The organism is Vibrio sp. 1641 (genome assembly GCF_033339995.1).
GTDB lineage: Bacteria > Pseudomonadota > Gammaproteobacteria > Enterobacterales > Vibrionaceae > Vibrio > Vibrio alginolyticus.
Genome location: NZ_JAWOVP010000025.1, coordinates 1 through 19,507, shown reverse-complemented (window position 1 = coordinate 19,507; position 19,507 = coordinate 1). Strand labels below are relative to the sequence as shown.

The window sequence follows — 19,507 nt, the reverse complement described above, 5'->3', positions numbered from 1 at the left end:
CCGAGGCAGGATACCTCGGTGCATTCTAACTTAGTTTACTGATTCTTTCAGCGCTTTACCTGCTACGAATGCTGGTACGTTAGCTGCTGCGATTTGAATCTCGTCACCAGTCTTAGGGTTACGACCAGTACGTGCAGCGCGGTGGTTTACTTTGAATGTACCAAAACCAATTAGTTGAACTTGGTCACCCTCTTTAAGTGCGCCAGTTACACCATCAAGAGTCGCTTCAAGAGCAGCTTTTGCTTGTGCTTTTGATAGGTCTGCTTTCTCTGCGATAAAGTCGATTAATTGGGTCTTGTTCATTAGGTTTCCCTTCTCATAGGTTATCGAATTCGTCTCACTCTAAAACATAAATGCCCCATCTGGCAAAGGTTTGTAAGCGATCTTTCGATTTTCTGACGTACTTTTAGCCATAATATGAGTAATAACTCACAATTTGTTACCACATACCCCCTGAAAACCCTTGCTTTCCAAGGTATTTGGACCAATTTATAAGTCACTTTTGCGGTTATAATAGCTGCAAATAACCACTATCAAACTACATTCAAGGGCAACTATGCTGCTGTTATCCATTTATATCTCTATTGCAATCGGCATTTCGTTTATCTGTTCGGTGCTGGAGGCGGTACTGCTGAGTATCAGTCCGAGCTACATTGCGCAGCTCAATCAACAGGGGCATCCCGCAGCTGGGCAATTGGCTAAGCTGAAATCAGATATCGACCGACCACTGGCATCTATTCTGACTTTAAACACCATCGCTCACACTATCGGCGCGGCCACTGCTGGTGCACAAGCTGCGGTTGTATTTGGTAGCGAAGCATTAGGTATCTTTTCGGCAGTGCTGACATTGGCGATCTTAGTGCTTTCAGAAATCGTACCGAAGACGATTGGCGCGACCTACTGGCGTCAGTTGGCACCCACTGCCGCGGTCGCATTGCGTTGGATGGTATGGGCGCTTACACCCTTTGTTTGGTTCTCAGAGCAAATCACCAAGCGTCTTGCTCGTAACCACGAAGCTCCAAAGATGCGTGATGAGCTGTCTGCAATGGCGATTCTGGCACGTGAAAGCGGTGAGTTTGCCGAGGGTGAATCAAAAATCTTAAGCAACTTGCTTGGCATCCAAGATGTACCCGTAACGCAGGTTATGACGCCACGACCAGTAGTATTCCGTGTCGATGCCACAATGACCATCAATGAGTTCCTAGAAAAACACAAAGATACGCCTTTCTCACGCCCATTGGTTTACAGCGAGCAGAAAGATAACATCATTGGTTTTGTGCATCGCCTTGAGTTGTTCAAACTACAACAATCAGGTTGTGGACAGAAACAGTTGGGAGCAATCATGCGCCCAATTCAAGTGGTGCTAAACAATACCACTTTACCTAAAGTATTCGACCAGATGATGACTCATCGCTTACAGCTGGCACTTGTTGTTGATGAATACGGTACCGTGCTAGGTTTGGTAACGTTGGAAGATATTTTTGAACACCTCGTAGGCGAGGAGATCATCGACGAAGCAGATAAAAGCACTGACATGCAGGAGCTGGCTTACCAACGCTGGGAAAGCTGGAAAGAAATGCACGGCGTAATCGAAAGCCGCGATGACGATGAAGAAGATAATGAGCCGGAGAAGCAGGATAAAGAGCCAGAAGCTCAAGAGCCACCGAAACCCGACTCGAAAGAATCGTAATCAGCATTAGGTATAACAGCTTAAACGCACAAACAAAAAAGGCATCCAGTTAGGATGCCTTTTTCTATTTATTCAACGATTAAAGTGCAATACCGATGTTGCTCATACCTTCTTCACGTAGCTCTTCACGCAAATCTTTAATCAAGCTGATGTCACGTTCTACCGCTTCACGCAGCGGACGGAAGATAGCCCACTGGACGTCCCACTCTTCACATACGGCTTCGTTTTCTTTCTGGTTGTCGTTAGTGATTGGCTCTGCGCCTTGTGCTTGCTCTAGATCAGCAACGGTTTGTACCGACTGTTGACTCACTTTAAGCATTGAATCGAAAAGGTAGTCGCGGTCCAATAGACCATGCAGTAACGTAGACAACCCCTGACACGCGTCCATCGCTGGGTAAACGCCGTAAAAATCGAACTCATCCGCACTTGGGAACAACTCTTCTAACTTCTCCAATTGACGTTCGAAGTTAATTTTCGCGTTCTTAACTGTCAAAATTTCCCATACACTATCAAGAATCGCTCGGTAAGCACGCGGGTCAGCAAATTCTGTATTCTCACAAAACATCGCATAGTTTGGATACATGCGTTCACACAGACACGCCATAAAGGTAATTTGTTGCCAAGGTTCTAGTTTTTCTAAACGAACCTGAAGAGGATTCTTAAGCATAGTCACTCAATCATTGAAGAAAAAAACAGCGAAAGTGTACTTGATTCATCACAGGGAAAAAAGTTAATGCCGCATTCAAATCAGATTTTCCTGCTCTCAGAGCATCGCGACACCTACAAAACGTTACTGGCAGAGAAAAATCTGCCCGATCTTTGCCTCACCGACCAACCAGAAGCCGCTCAGATCGTACTAGCGGATCCACCCTTACTATCACAAAGCTTAGACGAGTTTTCACAGCTTGAATGGGTGCAATCCACGTTTGCTGGTGTCAACGCCTTAACATCCCCTAGCCTTCGTCAGGACTATACTCTAACTAACGTTCGAGGCATCTTTGGTCCACTGATTGCTGAATATGTTTTGGGTTACAGTATTGCCCATTACCGCCACTTTGCCCGATACCACCAGCAGCAACAAAACAAACAATGGCAGCCTCACCTGTACACGTCATTAAAAAGTAAAACCATGGTAATTCTTGGTACCGGTAGCATTGGGGGCTATCTGGGCAACGCCGCTAAAGCAATGGGGATAAAAACTATCGGTATTAACCGCACAGGTATCCCTACTCCAGGCGGCGAGTTTCATCAGACCTTTCATATCAATGAACTAAGTAAGGCACTTGAGCAAGCCGACATCGTTGTGAATACTCTACCAAGTACACCTGAGACGCGACAGTTACTTAATCGTCAAACGCTCAGCCAACTAAATCAGGCGTTATTGTTTAACGTAGGTCGTGGCGACGTACTGGATGAGGCAGGGTTGCTCTTCGCTCTGAAAAACCGTTGGGTAGAACACGCCTTCTTAGATGTGTTTGAGCAAGAACCGTTGTCGGTAGAGCATCCATTTTGGAAACTACCGCAAGTCACCATCACTCCACACATTGCTGCGCTGAGTTTTCCCGAGCAAGTCATCGAGATTTTTGCTGACAACTATCTACGCTGGCGCGATGGGTTTTCATTAAATTATCAAGTGGATTTCGAAAAGGGTTACTAAGAATGTCGTTAGACGAGCTATTGCAGCAAGTGAGGGCCTGCCAGATCTGCGCGGATAACTTACCTTTGGGTGCAAACCCTGTCGTGCAAGCAGCAAAAGGGGCACGCATCCTAATCATCGGTCAGGCCCCTGGCACACGTGTACACAAAACCTCGATACCTTGGAATGACCCAAGTGGTGATCGATTACGCCAATGGCTCGATATCGACAAAGACGTTTTCTACGACCCAAATAAAATTGCCATTGTCCCAATGGGATTCTGTTATCCAGGCAAAGGGAACTCTGGTGATTTACCGCCTCGTAAAGAATGTGCGCCCACTTGGCATAAAAAGATTCTTGAGCAGCTGCCCAATATAGAGCTCACTCTACTAATTGGTCAGTACTCGCAGCAGTACTATCTCACCAACAAACCAAAGACGCTCACGCAAACCGTTCAGCAATGGCAAGATTGGGAACCGGACTTTATCCCGCTCCCTCACCCATCTCCACGCAATACATTGTGGTTAAAGAAGAATCCTTGGTTTGAATCTGACGTCGTACCATACCTTAAAAAACGCGTTCACTCGATGCTTTAGGTTACCCATGATCTAATTGCTTGTTTATCTGTACAAGAAAATTAGAACATAAAACCAGAAATTATAAGTATTTGTTTATATTAAATTTTAATGTCTAATGTACAGCTAGAGTAGTAATTAGATCATAGTAGGCCAAATACTACTAGAGCTGTACAGCCTTGAGTCTCAGATAGAAAAAATGAATTTTAGGCAAAAAAATACCGGCACTGAATGCCGGCATTTGATTTCAAAAGATCTAACTTACTTGTGGTATGGCTTAGATAGCTCGTGTACCGCTTCCACAAATACGCCCGCGTTTTCTGGCGGCACATCCAAATGGATACCGTGACCTAGGTTGAACACATGACCAGTACCTGCATCACCAAAACCTTCTAGAATACCCGCGACTTCTTCACAGATACGCTCTGGTGAAGCGTAAAGCATTGATGGGTCCATGTTACCTTGCAGAGCTACTTTATCACCGATACGTGCTTTCGCGTCTGCAATGTTGATTGTCCAGTCTAGACCAACCGCATCACAGCCTGTTGCTGCGATTTGCTCAAGCCACATGCCGCCATTCTTAGTAAACAGTGTGACTGGCACGCGACGACCGTCGTTTTCACGAATCAGACCATCTACAATCTTGTGCATGTATTGCAGTGAGAACAGATTGTAATCACGAGGCGTTAGTACGCCACCCCATGTGTCAAATACCATTACCGATTGCGCACCCGCTTTAATTTGCGCGTTTAAGTACTCGATAACGCTGTCTGCCAGCTTATCTAGAAGTAGGTGCAGAGTTTGTGGTTCCGCGTACATCATCTTCTTGATCTTGGTAAACGCTTTAGAGCTACCACCTTCGATCATGTACGTCGCAAGAGTCCAAGGGCTACCAGAAAAACCAATCAGCGGCACTTCACCCTTCAGGTCTTTACGGATCTGGCGTACTGCGTTCATTACGTATTGCAGTTCACCTTCAGGATCTGGCAAACCAATTTTTTCCACGTCGGCTTTGCATGTAATTGGGTTATCAAAAACAGGTCCTTCACCCGCAGCAAAACGCAAACCAAGCCCCATTGCATCTGGAATCGTTAAGATGTCCGAGAATAAGATCGCGGCATCAAGAGGAAAACGGCGTAATGGTTGAAGTGTCACTTCGGATGCTAATTCTGCATTTCGACACAAAGACATGAAATCACCCGCTTCTGCACGAGTCGCTTTGTATTCTGGTAGGTAACGACCTGCCTGGCGCATCATCCATACTGGCGTGTAATCTACCGGCTCTTTTAAAAGCGCACGCAGATAACGATCATTTTTTAATTCAGTCATTCCGTAATTCCAACTGTTAGGCTTTCTGTGAAAGGGGGTATTCTATCACTGATTTAAGTCCAATAGCTGTGTGCTTTGCAACCTGGATCAAGTTATTAACTTTTAAATCAATGCTTAATTTGCACCCAATCGGTATCAGTGTTAAAAATTTGTTCGCTAGCGAAAACTACAATTATAAACTGAGTACTTAGTACTCAGCATCTCATAACGACATCTTACTTACCCCCTCCCTCTCGGAGGGTTTTTTTTATCTATTTATCAGATAATTAGAGTCTATATCTTTCAGCGTTTGTTCGATAAGTGCTCTTGCAATCGTTCCTTTAGGCGCAACAGGCGGCATCTCATCGATACCAAACCATTGTGCATCAGACAGCTCAGTGTAGTCTGGACTTAACTCTCCGGATTCATAATCAGCTAAAAACCCCATCATCATACTGGATGGGAAAGCCCAAGGCTGGCTGCCAAAGTAGCGAATATTTTTAACGAGAATTCCCGTTTCTTCATGAATTTCTCGAGCCACGCACTCTTCTAATGTCTCACCGACTTCTAGAAAACCCGCAATAACCGTATACATACCATTTCGATGCCTTGGATGTTGGGCTAATAAGATCTGATTTTCTTTACGTACAGCAACGATAATACACGGAAATATTCTAGGATAATGAAGGGTGCGACATTCACCACACTGCATGGCTAACTGGTTATTATTAAGAAAGTTTCTTCCTCCGCACTGTGGACAAAAGCGCAAACTTTGCGTCATGTGCCCATATTGCACAGCTTTACTTAACAACATAAATAATGGCTCAGGAAAATGCAGGCAGTCACGCAGGGATACTAAAGGTAGATCATGCTCTAAATCGGCCAAGTTAAGCCACATGACGGGCGAACCAGAATACTCACCAATGGGTCTTGCACTCGTTACTGGCAGTGATAACTGCTCTGCAGACCCGAAGGGCACAGCACCATCCACCAGCCAAATTTCACTTCCTGCAACAACACACCAGTATGCATTTATCGCGCGGTTAACATCACCTTTTCTTAACATTACACCATCCCTTTGCTTGAAGTTCGTTCATTTTACTGGCAATCTAATTTCATACTAGAGTTTATCGTTAAGTAAATGTGCACTCTAAATTCTAGTAAGGACAAGAGTTTGTAATAACTTTACTAACTTTGCTTTGCAAAGGATACGTTCGCCGATGGGCGATCAGATCATGAGGGCATGGTCATGCTAAGAAAATTCAAACAAACACAAGACCAGTGGGGTGGCTCAAGTGATGTCATTGATCACTGGTTAGAGACACGACAATCCCTGATTGTTGAATATTGTAAGCTTGCAGCGCTGCAACCTTGTTCGAAAACCAATGTTATTGAACTCCCATCTCCTTCCGAACTGCAGGATTTCTGTCAGCACCTCGTTGATTACATCTCCGAAGGCCACTTTAAAATTTATGACATGGTTATGGACCGTTGGAAAGCAACCGGCTTTGTCGTGACTAATGAGATCAATCAAACCTATGGTCAAATTGTTCTAACGACTGAACCATTATTGAACTTTAACGATAAGTACTCAGAAGTGACTGAAGATGATGAATTAAATGATTTCGATTCTGATATGTGTCTCATTGGAGAAATTCTTGAGACTCGCTTTGAAGTCGAGGACTATCTGATACAGCAAATCGCAGAAAGCCTGTCTATGCCACCTGGAGCTTAGTATTTGCAAACATTCAGAAATAGAGTGAGAGAAAAGACTGACGATCATCGTCGGTCTTTTTTGTTTCTAGCTTTATCGAAAATCCCACCGGAAGAACAAAGTAGTATAAAAAACTAAAAAGGCACCCGAAGGTGCCTTTTTCTTAAGCTTTTAACGATTACTCGTTATATGACTTACTCTTCAGAAGAGAAACCAGCGTTTAGAAGTGCCGCTAGGTTATCCGTTGCTTGCTCAGCAGAAGGACCATCTTGCGCTTCAGAACGTTTAGCTTGACGCTCTTGGTGGTATGCGAAACCAGTACCAGCAGGGATCAGACGACCAACAATTACGTTCTCTTTCAGACCACGTAGGTCATCACGCTTACCAGAAACCGCAGCTTCTGTTAGTACGCGAGTTGTCTCCTGGAACGATGCCGCAGAGATGAACGACTCAGTCGCTAGAGATGCTTTAGTAATACCTAGTAGTTCACGTTCGAAACGTGCAGGCTCTTTGCCTTCAGCTTCTAGGTTACGGTTAGCAATCTTAACTTGTGAGTACTCAATCTGTTCACCAGGTAGGAACTCAGAGTCACCAGAGTGAGTAATAGTACACTTACGTAGCATCTGACGAACGATAGTTTCAATGTGCTTATCGTTAATCTTAACGCCTTGTAGACGGTAAACTTCCTGTACTTCGTTAGCAATGTACTGCGTTACCGCGTGTACGCCACGTAGACGTAGGATGTCATGTGGAGACTCTGGACCATCTGCGATCACATCACCACGTTCAACTTTTTCACCTTCGAATACGTTCAACTGACGATGCTTAGGAATCATCTCTTCGTAAGCTTCACCGCTTTCACGTGTGATCACTAGGCGACGTTTACCTTTCGTCTCTTTACCAAAGCTCACAGTACCTGTGTGCTCAGCAAGGATTGCAGGCTCTTTCGGCTTACGTGCTTCAAATAGGTCAGCAACTCGTGGAAGACCACCGGTGATATCTTTGTTACCGCCAGACTTCTGAGGAATACGTGCTAGTGTTGCACCAACACCTACTGCTGCGCCATCTTCGATGTTCACAATCGCTTTACCAGGTAGGAAGTAGTGAGCTGGCATATCAGTACCAGGGATCATTACATCGTTACCTTGCTCGTCAACAAGTTTGATAGCTGGACGCATATCTTTACCTGCTGAAGGGCGAGCTGCTGGGTCAGTTACTTCGCTTGAAGATAGACCAGTTAGGTCATCAGTTTGACGAGATACTGTTACACCGTCGATCATATCTACGAACTGGATGCGACCTGCTACCTCAGTAATGATAGGTAGTGTGTGCGCTTCCCAGTTTGCAACTGTTTCGCCAGCTTGAACTGTATCACCATCGCCTTTGCTTAGTAGCGTACCGTAAGGCAGTTTGTGTTTCTCTTTAGTACGACCAAACTCATCAACGATAGTTAACTCTGTCGCACGAGAAGTGATAACGATCTTACCGTCATCAGCCAATACAGATTTAGCGTTGTGTAGCTTGATAGAACCGTTGTTCTTAACTTGAACACTGTTCTCTGCCGCTGCTGTCGATGCCGCACCACCGATGTGGAACGTACGCATCGTTAGCTGTGTACCTGGCTCACCGATAGACTGAGCAGCAATAACACCCACTGCTTCACCTTGGTTCACTAGGTGACCACGTGCTAGGTCACGACCGTAACATTGTGCACAACAACCGAAGTCAGAATCACACGTTACTACAGAGCGCACTTTCATGCTGTCTACTGAGTTCTCTTCCATGATTTGACACCACTTCTCATCGATCAGGGTGTTACGTGGAATAAGAACGTCTTCAGTGCCAGGTTTTAGTACGTCTTCAGCAACAACACGACCAAGAGCAAGCTCAGAAAGTGCAACTTTAACATCACCACCCTCGATGTGAGGCATCATGTCGACACCTTCGTGAGTGCCACAGTCATGTTCAGTTACAACAACGTCTTGAGCAACGTCTACTAGACGACGCGTTAGGTAACCCGAGTTCGCTGTTTTCAGTGCCGTATCCGCAAGACCCTTACGAGCACCGTGCGTTGAGATAAAGTACTGAAGTACGTTTAGACCTTCTTTAAAGTTAGCTGTGATCGGCGTTTCGATGATTGAACCATCTGGACGCGCCATCAGACCACGCATACCCGCAAGCTGACGAATCTGTGCTGCAGAACCACGAGCGCCCGAGTCCGCCATCATATAGATGCTGTTGAATGACTCTTGCTGTTCCTCTTCACCGTCACGGTTAACTACCGTTTCAGAAGAAAGGTTTTCCATCATTGCTTTCGCAACACGGTCGTTGGTCGATGCCCAGATATCGATAACTTTGTTGTAGCGTTCGCCCGCAGTAACAAGACCTGATTGGTACTGTTCCTGGATTTCACGTACTTCTTCTTCCGCTTCTGCGATTTCAGTGTACTTAGCTGCTGGTACAACCATATCGTCGATACCAACAGATACACCAGAAAGTGCCGCGTATGCGAAACCTGTGTACATGATTTGGTCAGCGAAGATTACTGTGTCTTTCAGACCTAGTTTACGGTACGCCTCGTTAAGTAGGTTAGAGATTTGCTTCTTACCTAGCTTTTGGTTAACGATGCTGTACGGTAGACCAGCTGGCACGATTTGCCATAGCATTGCACGACCAACAGTGGTGTCTACCATCTTGGTTTCTGTAGTGCTGTTGCCATCTTCGTCTACAACAGTTTCTGTAATACGTACTTTAACGCGTGCGTGAAGCTCAGCTTGTTTAGTGCGGTATGCTTTCTCAGCCTCTTCTGGGCCAGAAAGGTACATGCCTTCACCTTTCACGTTGATCTTTTCACGAGTCATGTAGTACAGACCCAATACAACGTCCTGAGAAGGTACGATGATCGGATCACCTGACGCTGGCGACAGAATGTTGTTTGTCGACATCATCAGAGTACGAGCTTCAAGCTGTGCCTCTAGAGTTAGAGGTACGTGAACCGCCATTTGGTCACCATCGAAGTCCGCGTTGTACGCCGCACAAACAAGTGGGTGTAGCTGAATCGCTTTACCTTCGATCAGTACTGGTTCGAACGCCTGGATACCTAGACGGTGAAGCGTAGGTGCACGGTTCAATAGTACTGGGTGTTCACGGATTACTTCGTCTAGGATATCCCAAACGACCGCTTCTTCACGCTCTACCATTTTCTTAGCAGCTTTGATTGTAGTCGCAAGACCACGAGTCTCTAGCTTGCTGTAGATGAATGGTTTGAATAGCTCAAGTGCCATCTTCTTAGGAAGACCACACTGGTGTAGACGCAGGTATGGACCTACTGTGATTACAGAACGGCCAGAGTAGTCTACACGTTTACCTAGAAGGTTCTGACGGAAACGACCTTGTTTACCCTTGATCATATCAGCAAGAGATTTCAGAGGACGCTTGTTAGAACCTGTGATCGCACGACCACGACGACCGTTATCTAGTAGCGCATCAACAGACTCTTGCAGCATACGTTTTTCGTTACGTACGATGATGTCCGGAGCAGCTAGCTCTAGAAGACGCTTCAAACGGTTGTTACGGTTGATCACACGACGGTATAGATCGTTAAGATCAGAAGTCGCAAAGCGACCGCCATCTAGAGGTACTAGAGGACGTAGATCTGGCGGAAGTACTGGAAGTACAGTTAGGATCATCCACTCAGGGTTGTTACCCGATGCGATGAACGCTTCTACCAGCTTAAGACGCTTAGTTACTTTCTTACGCTTAGTTTCAGAGTTTGTTGTCTCTAACTCTTCACGCATTTGTTCTGCTTCAGCGTGCATATCCATAGAACCTAGTAGGTCCTTGATAGCTTCCGCACCCATCTTAGCAGTGAACTCGTCGCCCCACTCTTCTAGACGATCTAGATACTCTTCTTCAGTAAGCATCTGACCTTTTTCTAGATCAGTCATACCAGGCTCTGTTACTACGTACATTTCGAAGTACAGAACGCGTTCGATATCACGTAGAGGGATATCCATTAGTAGACCGATACGAGACGGTAGCGATTTTAGGAACCAGATGTGAGCTACTGGTGAAGCCAGTTCAATGTGGCCCATACGGTCACGACGAACTTTAGTTTGTGTAACTTCTACACCACACTTCTCACAGATAACACCACGGTGCTTCAGGCGCTTGTACTTACCACAAAGACATTCGTAGTCTTTAACTGGACCAAAGATACGCGCACAGAACAGACCATCGCGTTCAGGTTTGAACGTACGATAGTTGATCGTTTCAGGTTTTTTAACTTCACCGAAAGACCATGAACGGATCATGTCTGGTGAAGATAGACCGATTTTGATTGCATCAAATTCTTCGGTCTTATGCTGTGCTTTTAGAAAGTTTAATAAGTCTTTCACAATCAGCTCCTGTAAGGAGTTAAAAGGAGCTCACTCGCTAAAGTGAGCACCTTCTTCCAAATAATCGCTTTGATTCTCTCGACTTTCATCAAGAGAGAAAAGGATTACTCTTCGTCTTCTAGCTCGATGTTGATACCTAGCGAGCGGATCTCTTTCAACAGTACGTTGAACGATTCTGGCATGCCAGGTTCCATGCTGTGGTTACCGTCTACGATGTTCTTGTACATCTTAGTACGGCCGTTAACGTCATCCGACTTAACCGTTAGCATTTCTTGTAGCGTGTAAGCAGCACCGTATGCTTCTAGTGCCCATACTTCCATCTCACCGAAACGCTGACCACCGAACTGAGCTTTACCACCTAGTGGCTGCTGAGTTACTAGGCTGTACGAACCAGTTGAACGAGCGTGCATCTTGTCATCAACAAGGTGGTTCAGTTTCAGCATGTACATGTAACCAACAGTTACAGGACGCTCAAACGCATCACCTGTGCGGCCATCAAACAGTGTTAACTGACCTGATGTTGGTAGATCTGCTAGCTCAAGAAGTGCTTTGATTGACTCTTCTGGAGCGCCATCAAATACAGGAGTCGCGATTGGTAGACCGCCACGCAAGTTCTTGATCAGAGTACGTACTTCATCATCAGATAGAGAAGCAATGTCTACTTTCTGGCGAGTGTCGCCTAGATCGTAAACTTTTTGTAGGAACTCGCGGAATTTCGCTAGTTCTTGCTGCTCTTTAACCATCTGGTTGATCTTGTCACCGATACCTTTCGCTGCCAGACCTAAGTGTACTTCTAGGATCTGACCGATGTTCATACGCGAAGGTACACCCAGTGGGTTAAGTACGATGTCTACAGGCTGACCTTTCTCATCGTATGGCATGTCTTCAACAGGGTTGATCTTAGAGATTACACCCTTGTTACCGTGACGACCCGCCATCTTATCACCAGGCTGAATGCGACGTTTAACCGCTAGGTAAACCTTAACGATCTTCAGGACGCCAGGTGCTAAATCATCACCTTGAGTGATCTTACGACGCTTAGTTTCGAACTTCTTATCGAAGTCAGCTTTTAGCTCATCCCACTGCTCAGCAAGTTGCTCAAGCTGAGTTTGTAGTGCGTCATCTTCTAGCGTTAGTTCTAGCCACTTCTTACGATCAGTTGTGTCTAGTTTCGCTTCAGAGTAACCGCCTTCAATCAATACAGCTTTAACACGGTTTAGAAGGCCGCCCTCAAGAATCTGGAATTCTTCAGTTAGGTCTTTCTTCGCTTCTTTAAGCTGCATCTGTTCGATTTCAAGCGCACGCTTGTCTTTCTCTACGCCATCGCGAGTAAAGACTTGAACGTCGATGATCGTACCTGATACAGAGTTAGGTACACGTAGTGAAGTATCTTTAACGTCAGATGCTTTTTCACCGAAGATTGCACGTAGTAGCTTCTCTTCAGGCGTTAGCTGAGTTTCACCTTTAGGTGTAACTTTACCAACTAGGATGTCGCCACCCTTAACTTCAGCACCGATGTAAACGATACCTGACTCGTCTAGTTTAGACAGAGCAGACTCACCTACGTTTGGAATATCCGCTGTGATCTCTTCAGAACCAAGCTTAGTATCACGCGCCACACAAGTCAGTTCTTGGATGTGGATAGTCGTGAAACGGTCTTCTTGAACTACGCGCTCAGATACTAAGATCGAGTCTTCGAAGTTGTAACCGTTCCAAGGCATGAACGCGATACGCATGTTTTGACCAAGCGCTAGTTCACCAAGGTCTGTTGAAGGACCATCAGCAAGAACGTCACCGCGTGATACAGGCTCACCTGGCATCACACATGGGCGCTGGTTAATACATGTGTTCTGGTTAGAACGTGTGTATTTAGTCAGGTTGTAGATGTCGATACCAGCTTCACCTGGTACTAGCTCTTCTTCGTTAACTTTAACAACGATACGAGAAGCATCTACTGACTGGATTACACCACCACGTTTAGCAACTGCAGTTACACCTGAGTCAACGGCTACGTTACGTTCAATACCAGTACCAACAAGCGGTTTGTCAGCTTTCAGTGTTGGAACTGCCTGACGTTGCATGTTCGCACCCATCAATGCACGGTTCGCATCATCGTGTTCTAGGAACGGGATAAGCGATGCAGCGATAGATACAACCTGGTTTGTCGCAACGTCCATGTACTGAGCGTGCTCACGAGGGTGTAGACCAGATTCACCTTTCTGACGAGCTGTGATCAGCTCATCTGCAAAAGTACCATCTTCGTTTAGCTTAGCGTTCGCCTGTGCGATAACGAATTGGCCTTCTTCGATTGCAGATAGGTAATCTACTTCGTCTGTTACTACGCCATCTACAACGCGACGGTATGGTGTCTCTAGGAAACCGTACTCGTTACAACGCGCAAACGCAGATAGAGAGTTGATCAGACCGATGTTTGGACCTTCAGGCGTTTCGATAGGACATAGACGACCGTAGTGAGTTACGTGTACGTCACGTACTTCGAAGCCAGCACGTTCACGAGTTAGACCGCCAGGACCCAATGCAGAAATACGACGCTTGTGCGTTACTTCTGATAGCGGGTTGTTTTGGTCCATGAACTGTGAAAGCTGTGAAGAGCCAAAGAATTCTTTAACTGCCGCAGAAATTGGCTTCGCGTTGATCAAGTCTTGAGGCATGATTGCGTCAAGATCGCCTAGGCTTAGACGCTCTTTAACTGCACGCTCAACACGTACTAGACCTACACGGAACTGGTTCTCAGCCATTTCGCCTACAGAACGGATACGACGGTTGCCTAGGTGGTCGATATCGTCCACTTCGCCCTTACCGTTACGGATCGCGATCAGCTTCTTCATCACTTCGATGATATCAGTTTCATCAAGTGTGCCTTGCTCTTGAGCATCTTCACGGCCGATAGAGCTGTTGAACTTCATACGACCAACAGTCGATAGATCGTAACGCTCTTCAGAGAAGAATAGGCTTTCGAATAGAGCTTCTGCAGCTTCTTTTGTTGGCGGCTCACCAGGGCGCATCATGCGGTAGATTTCTACCAATGCAGAAATACGATCAACCGTGCTGTCGATACGTAGTGTTTCTGACATGAATGGACCGTGGTCTAGATCGTTCGTGAATAGAACTTCTAGCGCTTTGTGGCCAGCCTGAGATAGGTTCGCTAGTGCTTCCAGGCTGATTTCCTGGTTAGCGTTAACAATGATCTCGCCTGTTGCTTCATTGATGTAATCTTTTGATGCAACTTTACCTACGATGTACTCAACTGGTACTTCGATGTGATCAACACCATCTTTTTCTAGTTGGCGGATATGACGAGCTGTTACGCGACGACCTTGCTCAACGTAAACTTTACCATTTGCTTCGATGTCGAATGACGCAGTTTCACCACGTAGACGATCAGGAACCAACTCCATCAATAGAGTTTGGTCTTTCACTTCGAAGTTCACTTTCTCGAAGAAGATATCTAGGATTTCTTCTGTCGACTTACCTAGTGCACGAAGGATGATCGATGCTGGTAGCTTACGACGGCGGTCGATACGAACGTACAAGTTATCCTTAGGATCAAACTCGAAATCAAGCCATGAACCACGGTAAGGAATAACACGTGCATTGTATAAAACTTTACCTGAAGAGTGGGTCTTACCCTTATCGCTGTCGAAGAACACGCCTGGGCTTCGGTGCAGCTGGGATACGATAACCCTCTCGGTACCGTTGATTACGAAGGTACCATTGTCTGTCATGAGTGGAATTTCACCCATGTAGACTTCTTGTTCTTTAATGTCTTTTACAGTACCTGCTGGCGCGTCTTTATCAAAGATAACTAGGCGTAGTTTTACACGTAGTGGCTTTGAGTAAGTTACACCGCGGATTTGACATTCTTTAACGTCAAAAACTGGCTCACCAAGACGGTAGCTAACGTATTGCAGCTCAGAATTGCCGTTGTAGCTCTGAATCGGGAATACAGAACGGAAAGCGGCTTCAAGACCGTATTGACCTTCAGGATCCTGTTCGATAAATTTGTCGAACGAATCGAGCTGGATCGATAGCAGGTATGGAATGTCCAAAACTTGTGGACGAGTACCAAAGTCCTTACGGATGCGCTTTTTCTCGGTATAAGAGTAAACCATGGGGTTCCTCAGCTCGCTGATAAGTGACCCAAACTGTCCGCCCGCTCCTAGTTACTTAAGGGGGGTAAAGGACAGTGACTAATATAGCTGTTTACTGTAGTGACATTTCATTTCGTAAGAATGAAATGTTTTTTGCATGGATATCAGGCGCTTAAACAGCGGGAAAATTCGCCTATACCCTACAGCGCAAAAGGCCGGTGGTTAAAAAACCACCAGCCAATTAGCCGTTAGGCTAAGAAACTATGCAATAATTACTTAACAGCAACAGTTGCACCAGCTTCTTCTAGCTGAGCTTTAAGAGCTTCAGCTTCTGCTTTCTCAACACCTTCTTTAAGAGGTGCTGGAGCGCCGTCTACTAGAGCTTTAGCTTCTTTAAGACCTAGGCCAGTTGCGCCACGTACTGCTTTGATTACAGCAACTTTGTTACCGCCAGCAGCTTCTAGGATTACGTCGAATTCAGTTTGCTCAGCAGCAGCTTCGCCTGCAGCAGCGCCGCCAGCTACAACAGCAGCAGCAGCAGAAACACCGAATTTCTCTTCCATTGCTTCGATTAGTTCAACAACTTGCATTACAGACATTTCTGCAACTGCGTCTAGGATTTGCTCGTTAGTAATAGACATAACAATTCTCTTTTAAGTCAACAATAAGTTTATTAAGCAACCAGTAAAAAGCAAGGCTTATGCCGCTGCTTCTTGTTTTTGATCGCGGATAGCTGCGATAGTACGCGCCAGCTTGCCAGCCGAAGCTTCTTTCATGCACATCATTAGGCGTGCAATTGCTTCGTCGTAAGTTGGTAGTGTTGCTAGTACTTCAGCGTCAGTTAAAGCGCCTTCAAATGCAGCAGCTTTGATCTCGAAATCTTTGTTCTCTTTAGCGAAGTCTTTGAAAAGACGCGCTGCAGCACCTGGGTGCTCATTAGAGAATGCGATTAGAGTAGGACCAGTGAAAGTGTCAGTTAGACACTCGTACTCAGTACCTTCAACCGCACGACGAGCAAGAGTGTTACGAACAACTCTCATGTAAACGCCAGCTTCACGAGCTTGTTTACGTAGAGAAGTCATCGCGCCAACTTGAACGCCACGAGAATCAGCTACAACTGCAGAAAGTGCACCACTGGCAGCTTCGTTGACTTCAGCAACAATTGCTTTTTTGTCTTGAAGGTTTAAAGCCATCTTGGATTTACTCCTGGTTGTCGTTACACCACTCACTATCATCACGACAGTGAGAGCTATTGAGGTGCTTCCCCAGAAGAAAGTTAACTATATTACATAGAGCTTTCTGTCAGTTCGGGCACCATCTACGTAGGATAATTAAGTTTGCTTTTACACAAACACCTACGGTCTTGGACGGAGACTGGGTCTTAATTCATTTCGAACTAGGAGACAGTTCAAAGAACCAAAGTTCAGCCCCAACCACAAATATTAGGCGCAAAATTATACACTAATTTTGCGCCTAAGCAAATAAATTATGCTTGAGTGTTCAGGCTAGCCTGATCAACAGCAACACCAGCACCCATAGTAGTAGAGATGCTTACTTTCTTCAGGAAAGTACCTTTCGCTGAAGATGGCTTAGCTTTCTTCAGAGCAACTAGAAGTGCTTCTAGGTTCTCTTTGATCTGCTCAGCAGAGAAGTTTGCTTTACCGATAGTAGTGTGGATGATGCCGTTTTTGTCGTTACGGTAACGAACCTGACCAGCTTTAGCGTTTTTAACTGCTTCAGCAACGTTAGGAGTTACAGTACCAACTTTAGGGTTTGGCATAAGACCGCGAGGACCTAGGATAGTACCTAGTTGACCTACAACGCGCATTGCATCTGGAGAAGCAACAACTACGTCAAAGTTCATTTCGCCTTTCTTAACTTGCTCAGCAAGATCTTCCATACCTACGATGTCTGCGCCAGCTTCTTTAGCTGCTTCAGCGTTAGCACCTTGAGTGAACACTGCAACGCGGATTTCGCGGCCAGTACCGTGAGGTAGTACAGTTGCACCACGTACGTTCTGGTCAGATTTACGAGCATCAATGCCAAGGTTAACAGCAACGTCTACAGACTCAACGAATTTAGCAGTCGCTAGTTCTTGAAGAAGAGCAACAGCTTCGTTGATTTCGTATTCTTTAGTTACGTCAACTTTTTCGCGGATTACGCGCATGCGCTTAGTTAGTTTTGCCATCTTATTAACCCTCTACCACTAGGCCCATTGAACGAGCAGTACCAGCGATAGAACGCTTCATCGCTTCGATGTCAGCACCAGTCATATCAGCAGCTTTAGTTTCTGCGATTTCTTGGATTTGAGCGTCAGTTACAGTACCAACTTTTTCAGTGTTTGGACGACCTGAACCAGACTTAACGCCAGCAGCTTTCTTAAGAAGAACAGCAGCAGGTGGAGTCTTAGTTACGAACGTGAAAGAACGGTCGCTGTATACTGTGATAACTACTGGAGTTGGTAGACCTTTCTCAATAGATTCTGTTTTTGCGTTGAACGCTTTACAGAATTCCATGATGTTCACACCGTGTTGACCTAGTGCAGGACCTACTGGTGGACTAGGGTTAGCCATACCAGCAGCAACTTGTAGCTTGATGTAAGCTTCAACTTTCTTAGCCATGATAATTCCTAAGTTTGGGTACAAACGCTAATCGCGGATCAGCTCCCCGTTTGTGTAAGAAACTTTTTACTTCACTTGAAGTAAAAAGGCGCGAAATTATAGTCATAATCCGCGCCTTATACAACCCTAAAAAGGTGATTTTTTATACTCTTTAACGAAGAGTCTTAGTCCAGCTTTTCAACCTGACCAAATTCAAGCTCAACTGGTGTCGCACGACCAAAGATCGATACAGACACTTTCAGGCGGCTCTTCTCGTAATCCACTTCTTCAACCGTACCGTTGAAGTCAGCAAATGGACCTTCGTTAACACGTACCACTTCACCCGCTTCGTACATTGTACGCGGACGAGGCGCTTCACTCGCTTTCTCAAGACGATTAAGAATCGCGTCAGCCTCTTTATCCGTGATAGGTGCCGGACGGTCTGAGGTACCACCAATGAAGCCCATGACACGCGGCACACTGCGTACTAGGTGCCATGATTCATCGTTCATAATCATCTGAACAAGGACGTAACCTGGGAAGAACTTACGCTCAGATTTGCGACGCTGACCCGCGCGCATTTCCACTACTTCTTCAGTAGGAACCAGTACTTCACCGAATAGCTCTTCCATGCCGTGCATTTTGATATGCTCGCGCAGAGATTGAGCTACACGACCTTCAAATCCAGAGAAGGCTTGAACCACATACCAGCGTTTTTTTGGAGCTTCACTCATGAATAAAAACCCTCTATACCCCAGTTGCTAGAGCTACTAGACGAACCATAATTCCGTCAATACCCCATAGCACTAGAGCCATTACAATACTTACAGCTAAAACGATCAGTGTTGTTTGCATGGTTTCTTGGCGAGTAGGCCAAACAACTTTACGTACTTCCATACGAGATTCTTTTGCAAAACTGATCGCTGCTTTACCTTTAGTCGTTGTTGCTGCAACGCCTAAGGCAGCTGCAATAAGAACAACAACGCCTGCAGCACGAACCACTACAGACATTTCACCATACAGGTAATTACCCACAACAGCGGCAGCTGCCAATACGAAAGCGGCTACCCACTTAAACGTATCTGCTGCGTTTGAGCTATCAGGAGTTTCAGCATTATTTGCTTTCATAAAACCAACCTGTTACAAGTCTTAATATAGACGACAACAACCCCGCTGTTGCAGGGCAAACTCCATATCGCTGAAAAAATCAGCGTACTCTTCTTAAGATTAAGCCTCTTTGCTTAATCTTGCTCTGCGCCCAACCCACTTCTGAACAAGAAAACAGCAAAAATAATGTTGAGTGCAGAAAAAGGGCATCAAATGATGCCCTTTTTGCTACTGGTTCGTCAAATCTAATTCAAGATTTTCCGAAAGCATCGCTAATTCGCTATGAATTAGTCGAAGATCTTAGCAACAACACCAGCACCTACTGTACGGCCACCTTCACGGATCGCGAAACGTAGACCTTCGTCCAT

At 45.6% G+C, this 19,507-nt stretch carries 16 protein-coding genes and 1 pseudogene; 4 read left to right on the top strand and 13 right to left on the bottom strand.

Annotation, left to right across the window (positions count from 1 at the left end):
* Positions 1-30 precede the first annotated feature (30 nt).
* Positions 31-303: a nucleoid-associated protein HU-alpha gene (hupA, locus tag R7Z47_RS23395; RefSeq protein ID WP_005382524.1), complete on the bottom strand. Its 273-nt coding sequence runs from the start codon at positions 301-303 to the stop codon at positions 31-33.
* 253 nt (positions 304-556) lie between these two features.
* Between hupA and R7Z47_RS23390 the strand changes: the two genes are divergently transcribed.
* Complete coding sequence (locus R7Z47_RS23390; RefSeq protein ID WP_005382522.1) at positions 557-1,690, top strand: hemolysin family protein; 1,134 nt, start codon at positions 557-559, stop codon at positions 1,688-1,690.
* Positions 1,691-1,769: 79 nt separating this feature from the next.
* On the opposite strand, the gene R7Z47_RS23385 is transcribed toward R7Z47_RS23390, so the two are convergent.
* Entirely contained in the window at positions 1,770-2,357 is a 588-nt protein-coding gene (locus R7Z47_RS23385; RefSeq protein WP_158156995.1) for a YjaG family protein, read from the bottom strand.
* A 66-nt stretch (positions 2,358-2,423) separates the two neighbouring features.
* Between R7Z47_RS23385 and R7Z47_RS23380 the strand changes: the two genes are divergently transcribed.
* Together R7Z47_RS23380 and R7Z47_RS23375 are read left to right on the top strand one after the other, a co-directional pair.
* Positions 2,424-3,347, top strand: a complete 924-nt coding sequence (locus R7Z47_RS23380) for a D-2-hydroxyacid dehydrogenase (protein WP_262607139.1) — start codon at positions 2,424-2,426, stop codon at positions 3,345-3,347.
* Positions 3,348-3,349: 2 nt separating this feature from the next.
* Complete coding sequence (locus R7Z47_RS23375; protein ID WP_005382518.1) at positions 3,350-3,922, top strand: uracil-DNA glycosylase family protein; 573 nt, start codon at positions 3,350-3,352, stop codon at positions 3,920-3,922.
* 240 nt (positions 3,923-4,162) lie between these two features.
* Here the strand turns inward: R7Z47_RS23375 and hemE are convergent, their stop codons facing one another.
* Together hemE and nudC are read right to left on the bottom strand one after the other, a co-directional pair.
* On the bottom strand, positions 4,163-5,230 hold the full coding sequence (gene hemE, locus R7Z47_RS23370) for a uroporphyrinogen decarboxylase (protein ID WP_054730260.1): 1,068 nt from the start codon (positions 5,228-5,230) through the stop codon (positions 4,163-4,165).
* Positions 5,231-5,477: 247 nt separating this feature from the next.
* On the bottom strand, positions 5,478-6,275 hold the full coding sequence (gene nudC / locus R7Z47_RS23365; protein WP_017821797.1) for an NAD(+) diphosphatase: 798 nt from the start codon (positions 6,273-6,275) through the stop codon (positions 5,478-5,480).
* A gap of 177 nt (positions 6,276-6,452) precedes the next feature.
* Between nudC and R7Z47_RS23360 the strand changes: the two genes are divergently transcribed.
* Positions 6,453-6,944 carry an Rsd/AlgQ family anti-sigma factor gene (locus tag R7Z47_RS23360; protein WP_005382515.1) on the top strand — a complete coding sequence of 164 codons (492 nt, stop codon included), beginning with the start codon at positions 6,453-6,455 and terminating at the stop codon, positions 6,942-6,944.
* 173 nt (positions 6,945-7,117) lie between these two features.
* Here R7Z47_RS23360 and rpoC read toward each other — a convergent pair whose 3' ends face one another.
* The 9 genes and pseudogenes from rpoC to R7Z47_RS23315 all read right to left on the bottom strand — a co-directional run.
* Positions 7,118-11,320 (bottom strand): DNA-directed RNA polymerase subunit beta', encoded by a 4,203-nt coding sequence (rpoC, locus tag R7Z47_RS23355; RefSeq protein WP_005382514.1) that lies wholly within the window; start codon positions 11,318-11,320, stop codon positions 7,118-7,120.
* 104 nt (positions 11,321-11,424) lie between these two features.
* Positions 11,425-15,453, bottom strand: a complete 4,029-nt coding sequence (rpoB, locus tag R7Z47_RS23350; protein WP_005384685.1) for a DNA-directed RNA polymerase subunit beta — start codon at positions 15,451-15,453, stop codon at positions 11,425-11,427.
* Between the two features lie 251 nt (positions 15,454-15,704).
* Positions 15,705-16,073 (bottom strand): 50S ribosomal protein L7/L12, encoded by a 369-nt coding sequence (rplL, locus tag R7Z47_RS23345; RefSeq protein ID WP_005382540.1) that lies wholly within the window; start codon positions 16,071-16,073, stop codon positions 15,705-15,707.
* A 57-nt stretch (positions 16,074-16,130) separates the two neighbouring features.
* Positions 16,131-16,625, bottom strand: a complete 495-nt coding sequence (rplJ, locus tag R7Z47_RS23340) for a 50S ribosomal protein L10 (RefSeq protein ID WP_005382538.1) — start codon at positions 16,623-16,625, stop codon at positions 16,131-16,133.
* A 293-nt stretch (positions 16,626-16,918) separates the two neighbouring features.
* Positions 16,919-17,620 carry a 50S ribosomal protein L1 gene (gene rplA, locus R7Z47_RS23335; protein ID WP_005384683.1) on the bottom strand — a complete coding sequence of 234 codons (702 nt, stop codon included), beginning with the start codon at positions 17,618-17,620 and terminating at the stop codon, positions 16,919-16,921.
* A 4-nt stretch (positions 17,621-17,624) separates the two neighbouring features.
* A complete protein-coding gene (gene rplK / locus R7Z47_RS23330) occupies positions 17,625-18,053 on the bottom strand; it encodes a 50S ribosomal protein L11 (RefSeq protein ID WP_005384682.1) in 429 nt (142 codons plus the stop codon).
* A 164-nt stretch (positions 18,054-18,217) separates the two neighbouring features.
* Positions 18,218-18,766 (bottom strand): transcription termination/antitermination protein NusG, encoded by a 549-nt coding sequence (nusG, locus tag R7Z47_RS23325; RefSeq protein WP_005384681.1) that lies wholly within the window; start codon positions 18,764-18,766, stop codon positions 18,218-18,220.
* A 13-nt stretch (positions 18,767-18,779) separates the two neighbouring features.
* Entirely contained in the window at positions 18,780-19,160 is a 381-nt protein-coding gene (gene secE, locus R7Z47_RS23320; protein ID WP_005384680.1) for a preprotein translocase subunit SecE, read from the bottom strand.
* A gap of 266 nt (positions 19,161-19,426) precedes the next feature.
* Positions 19,427-19,507, bottom strand: a pseudogene (locus tag R7Z47_RS23315) (elongation factor Tu); the annotation flags it as partial.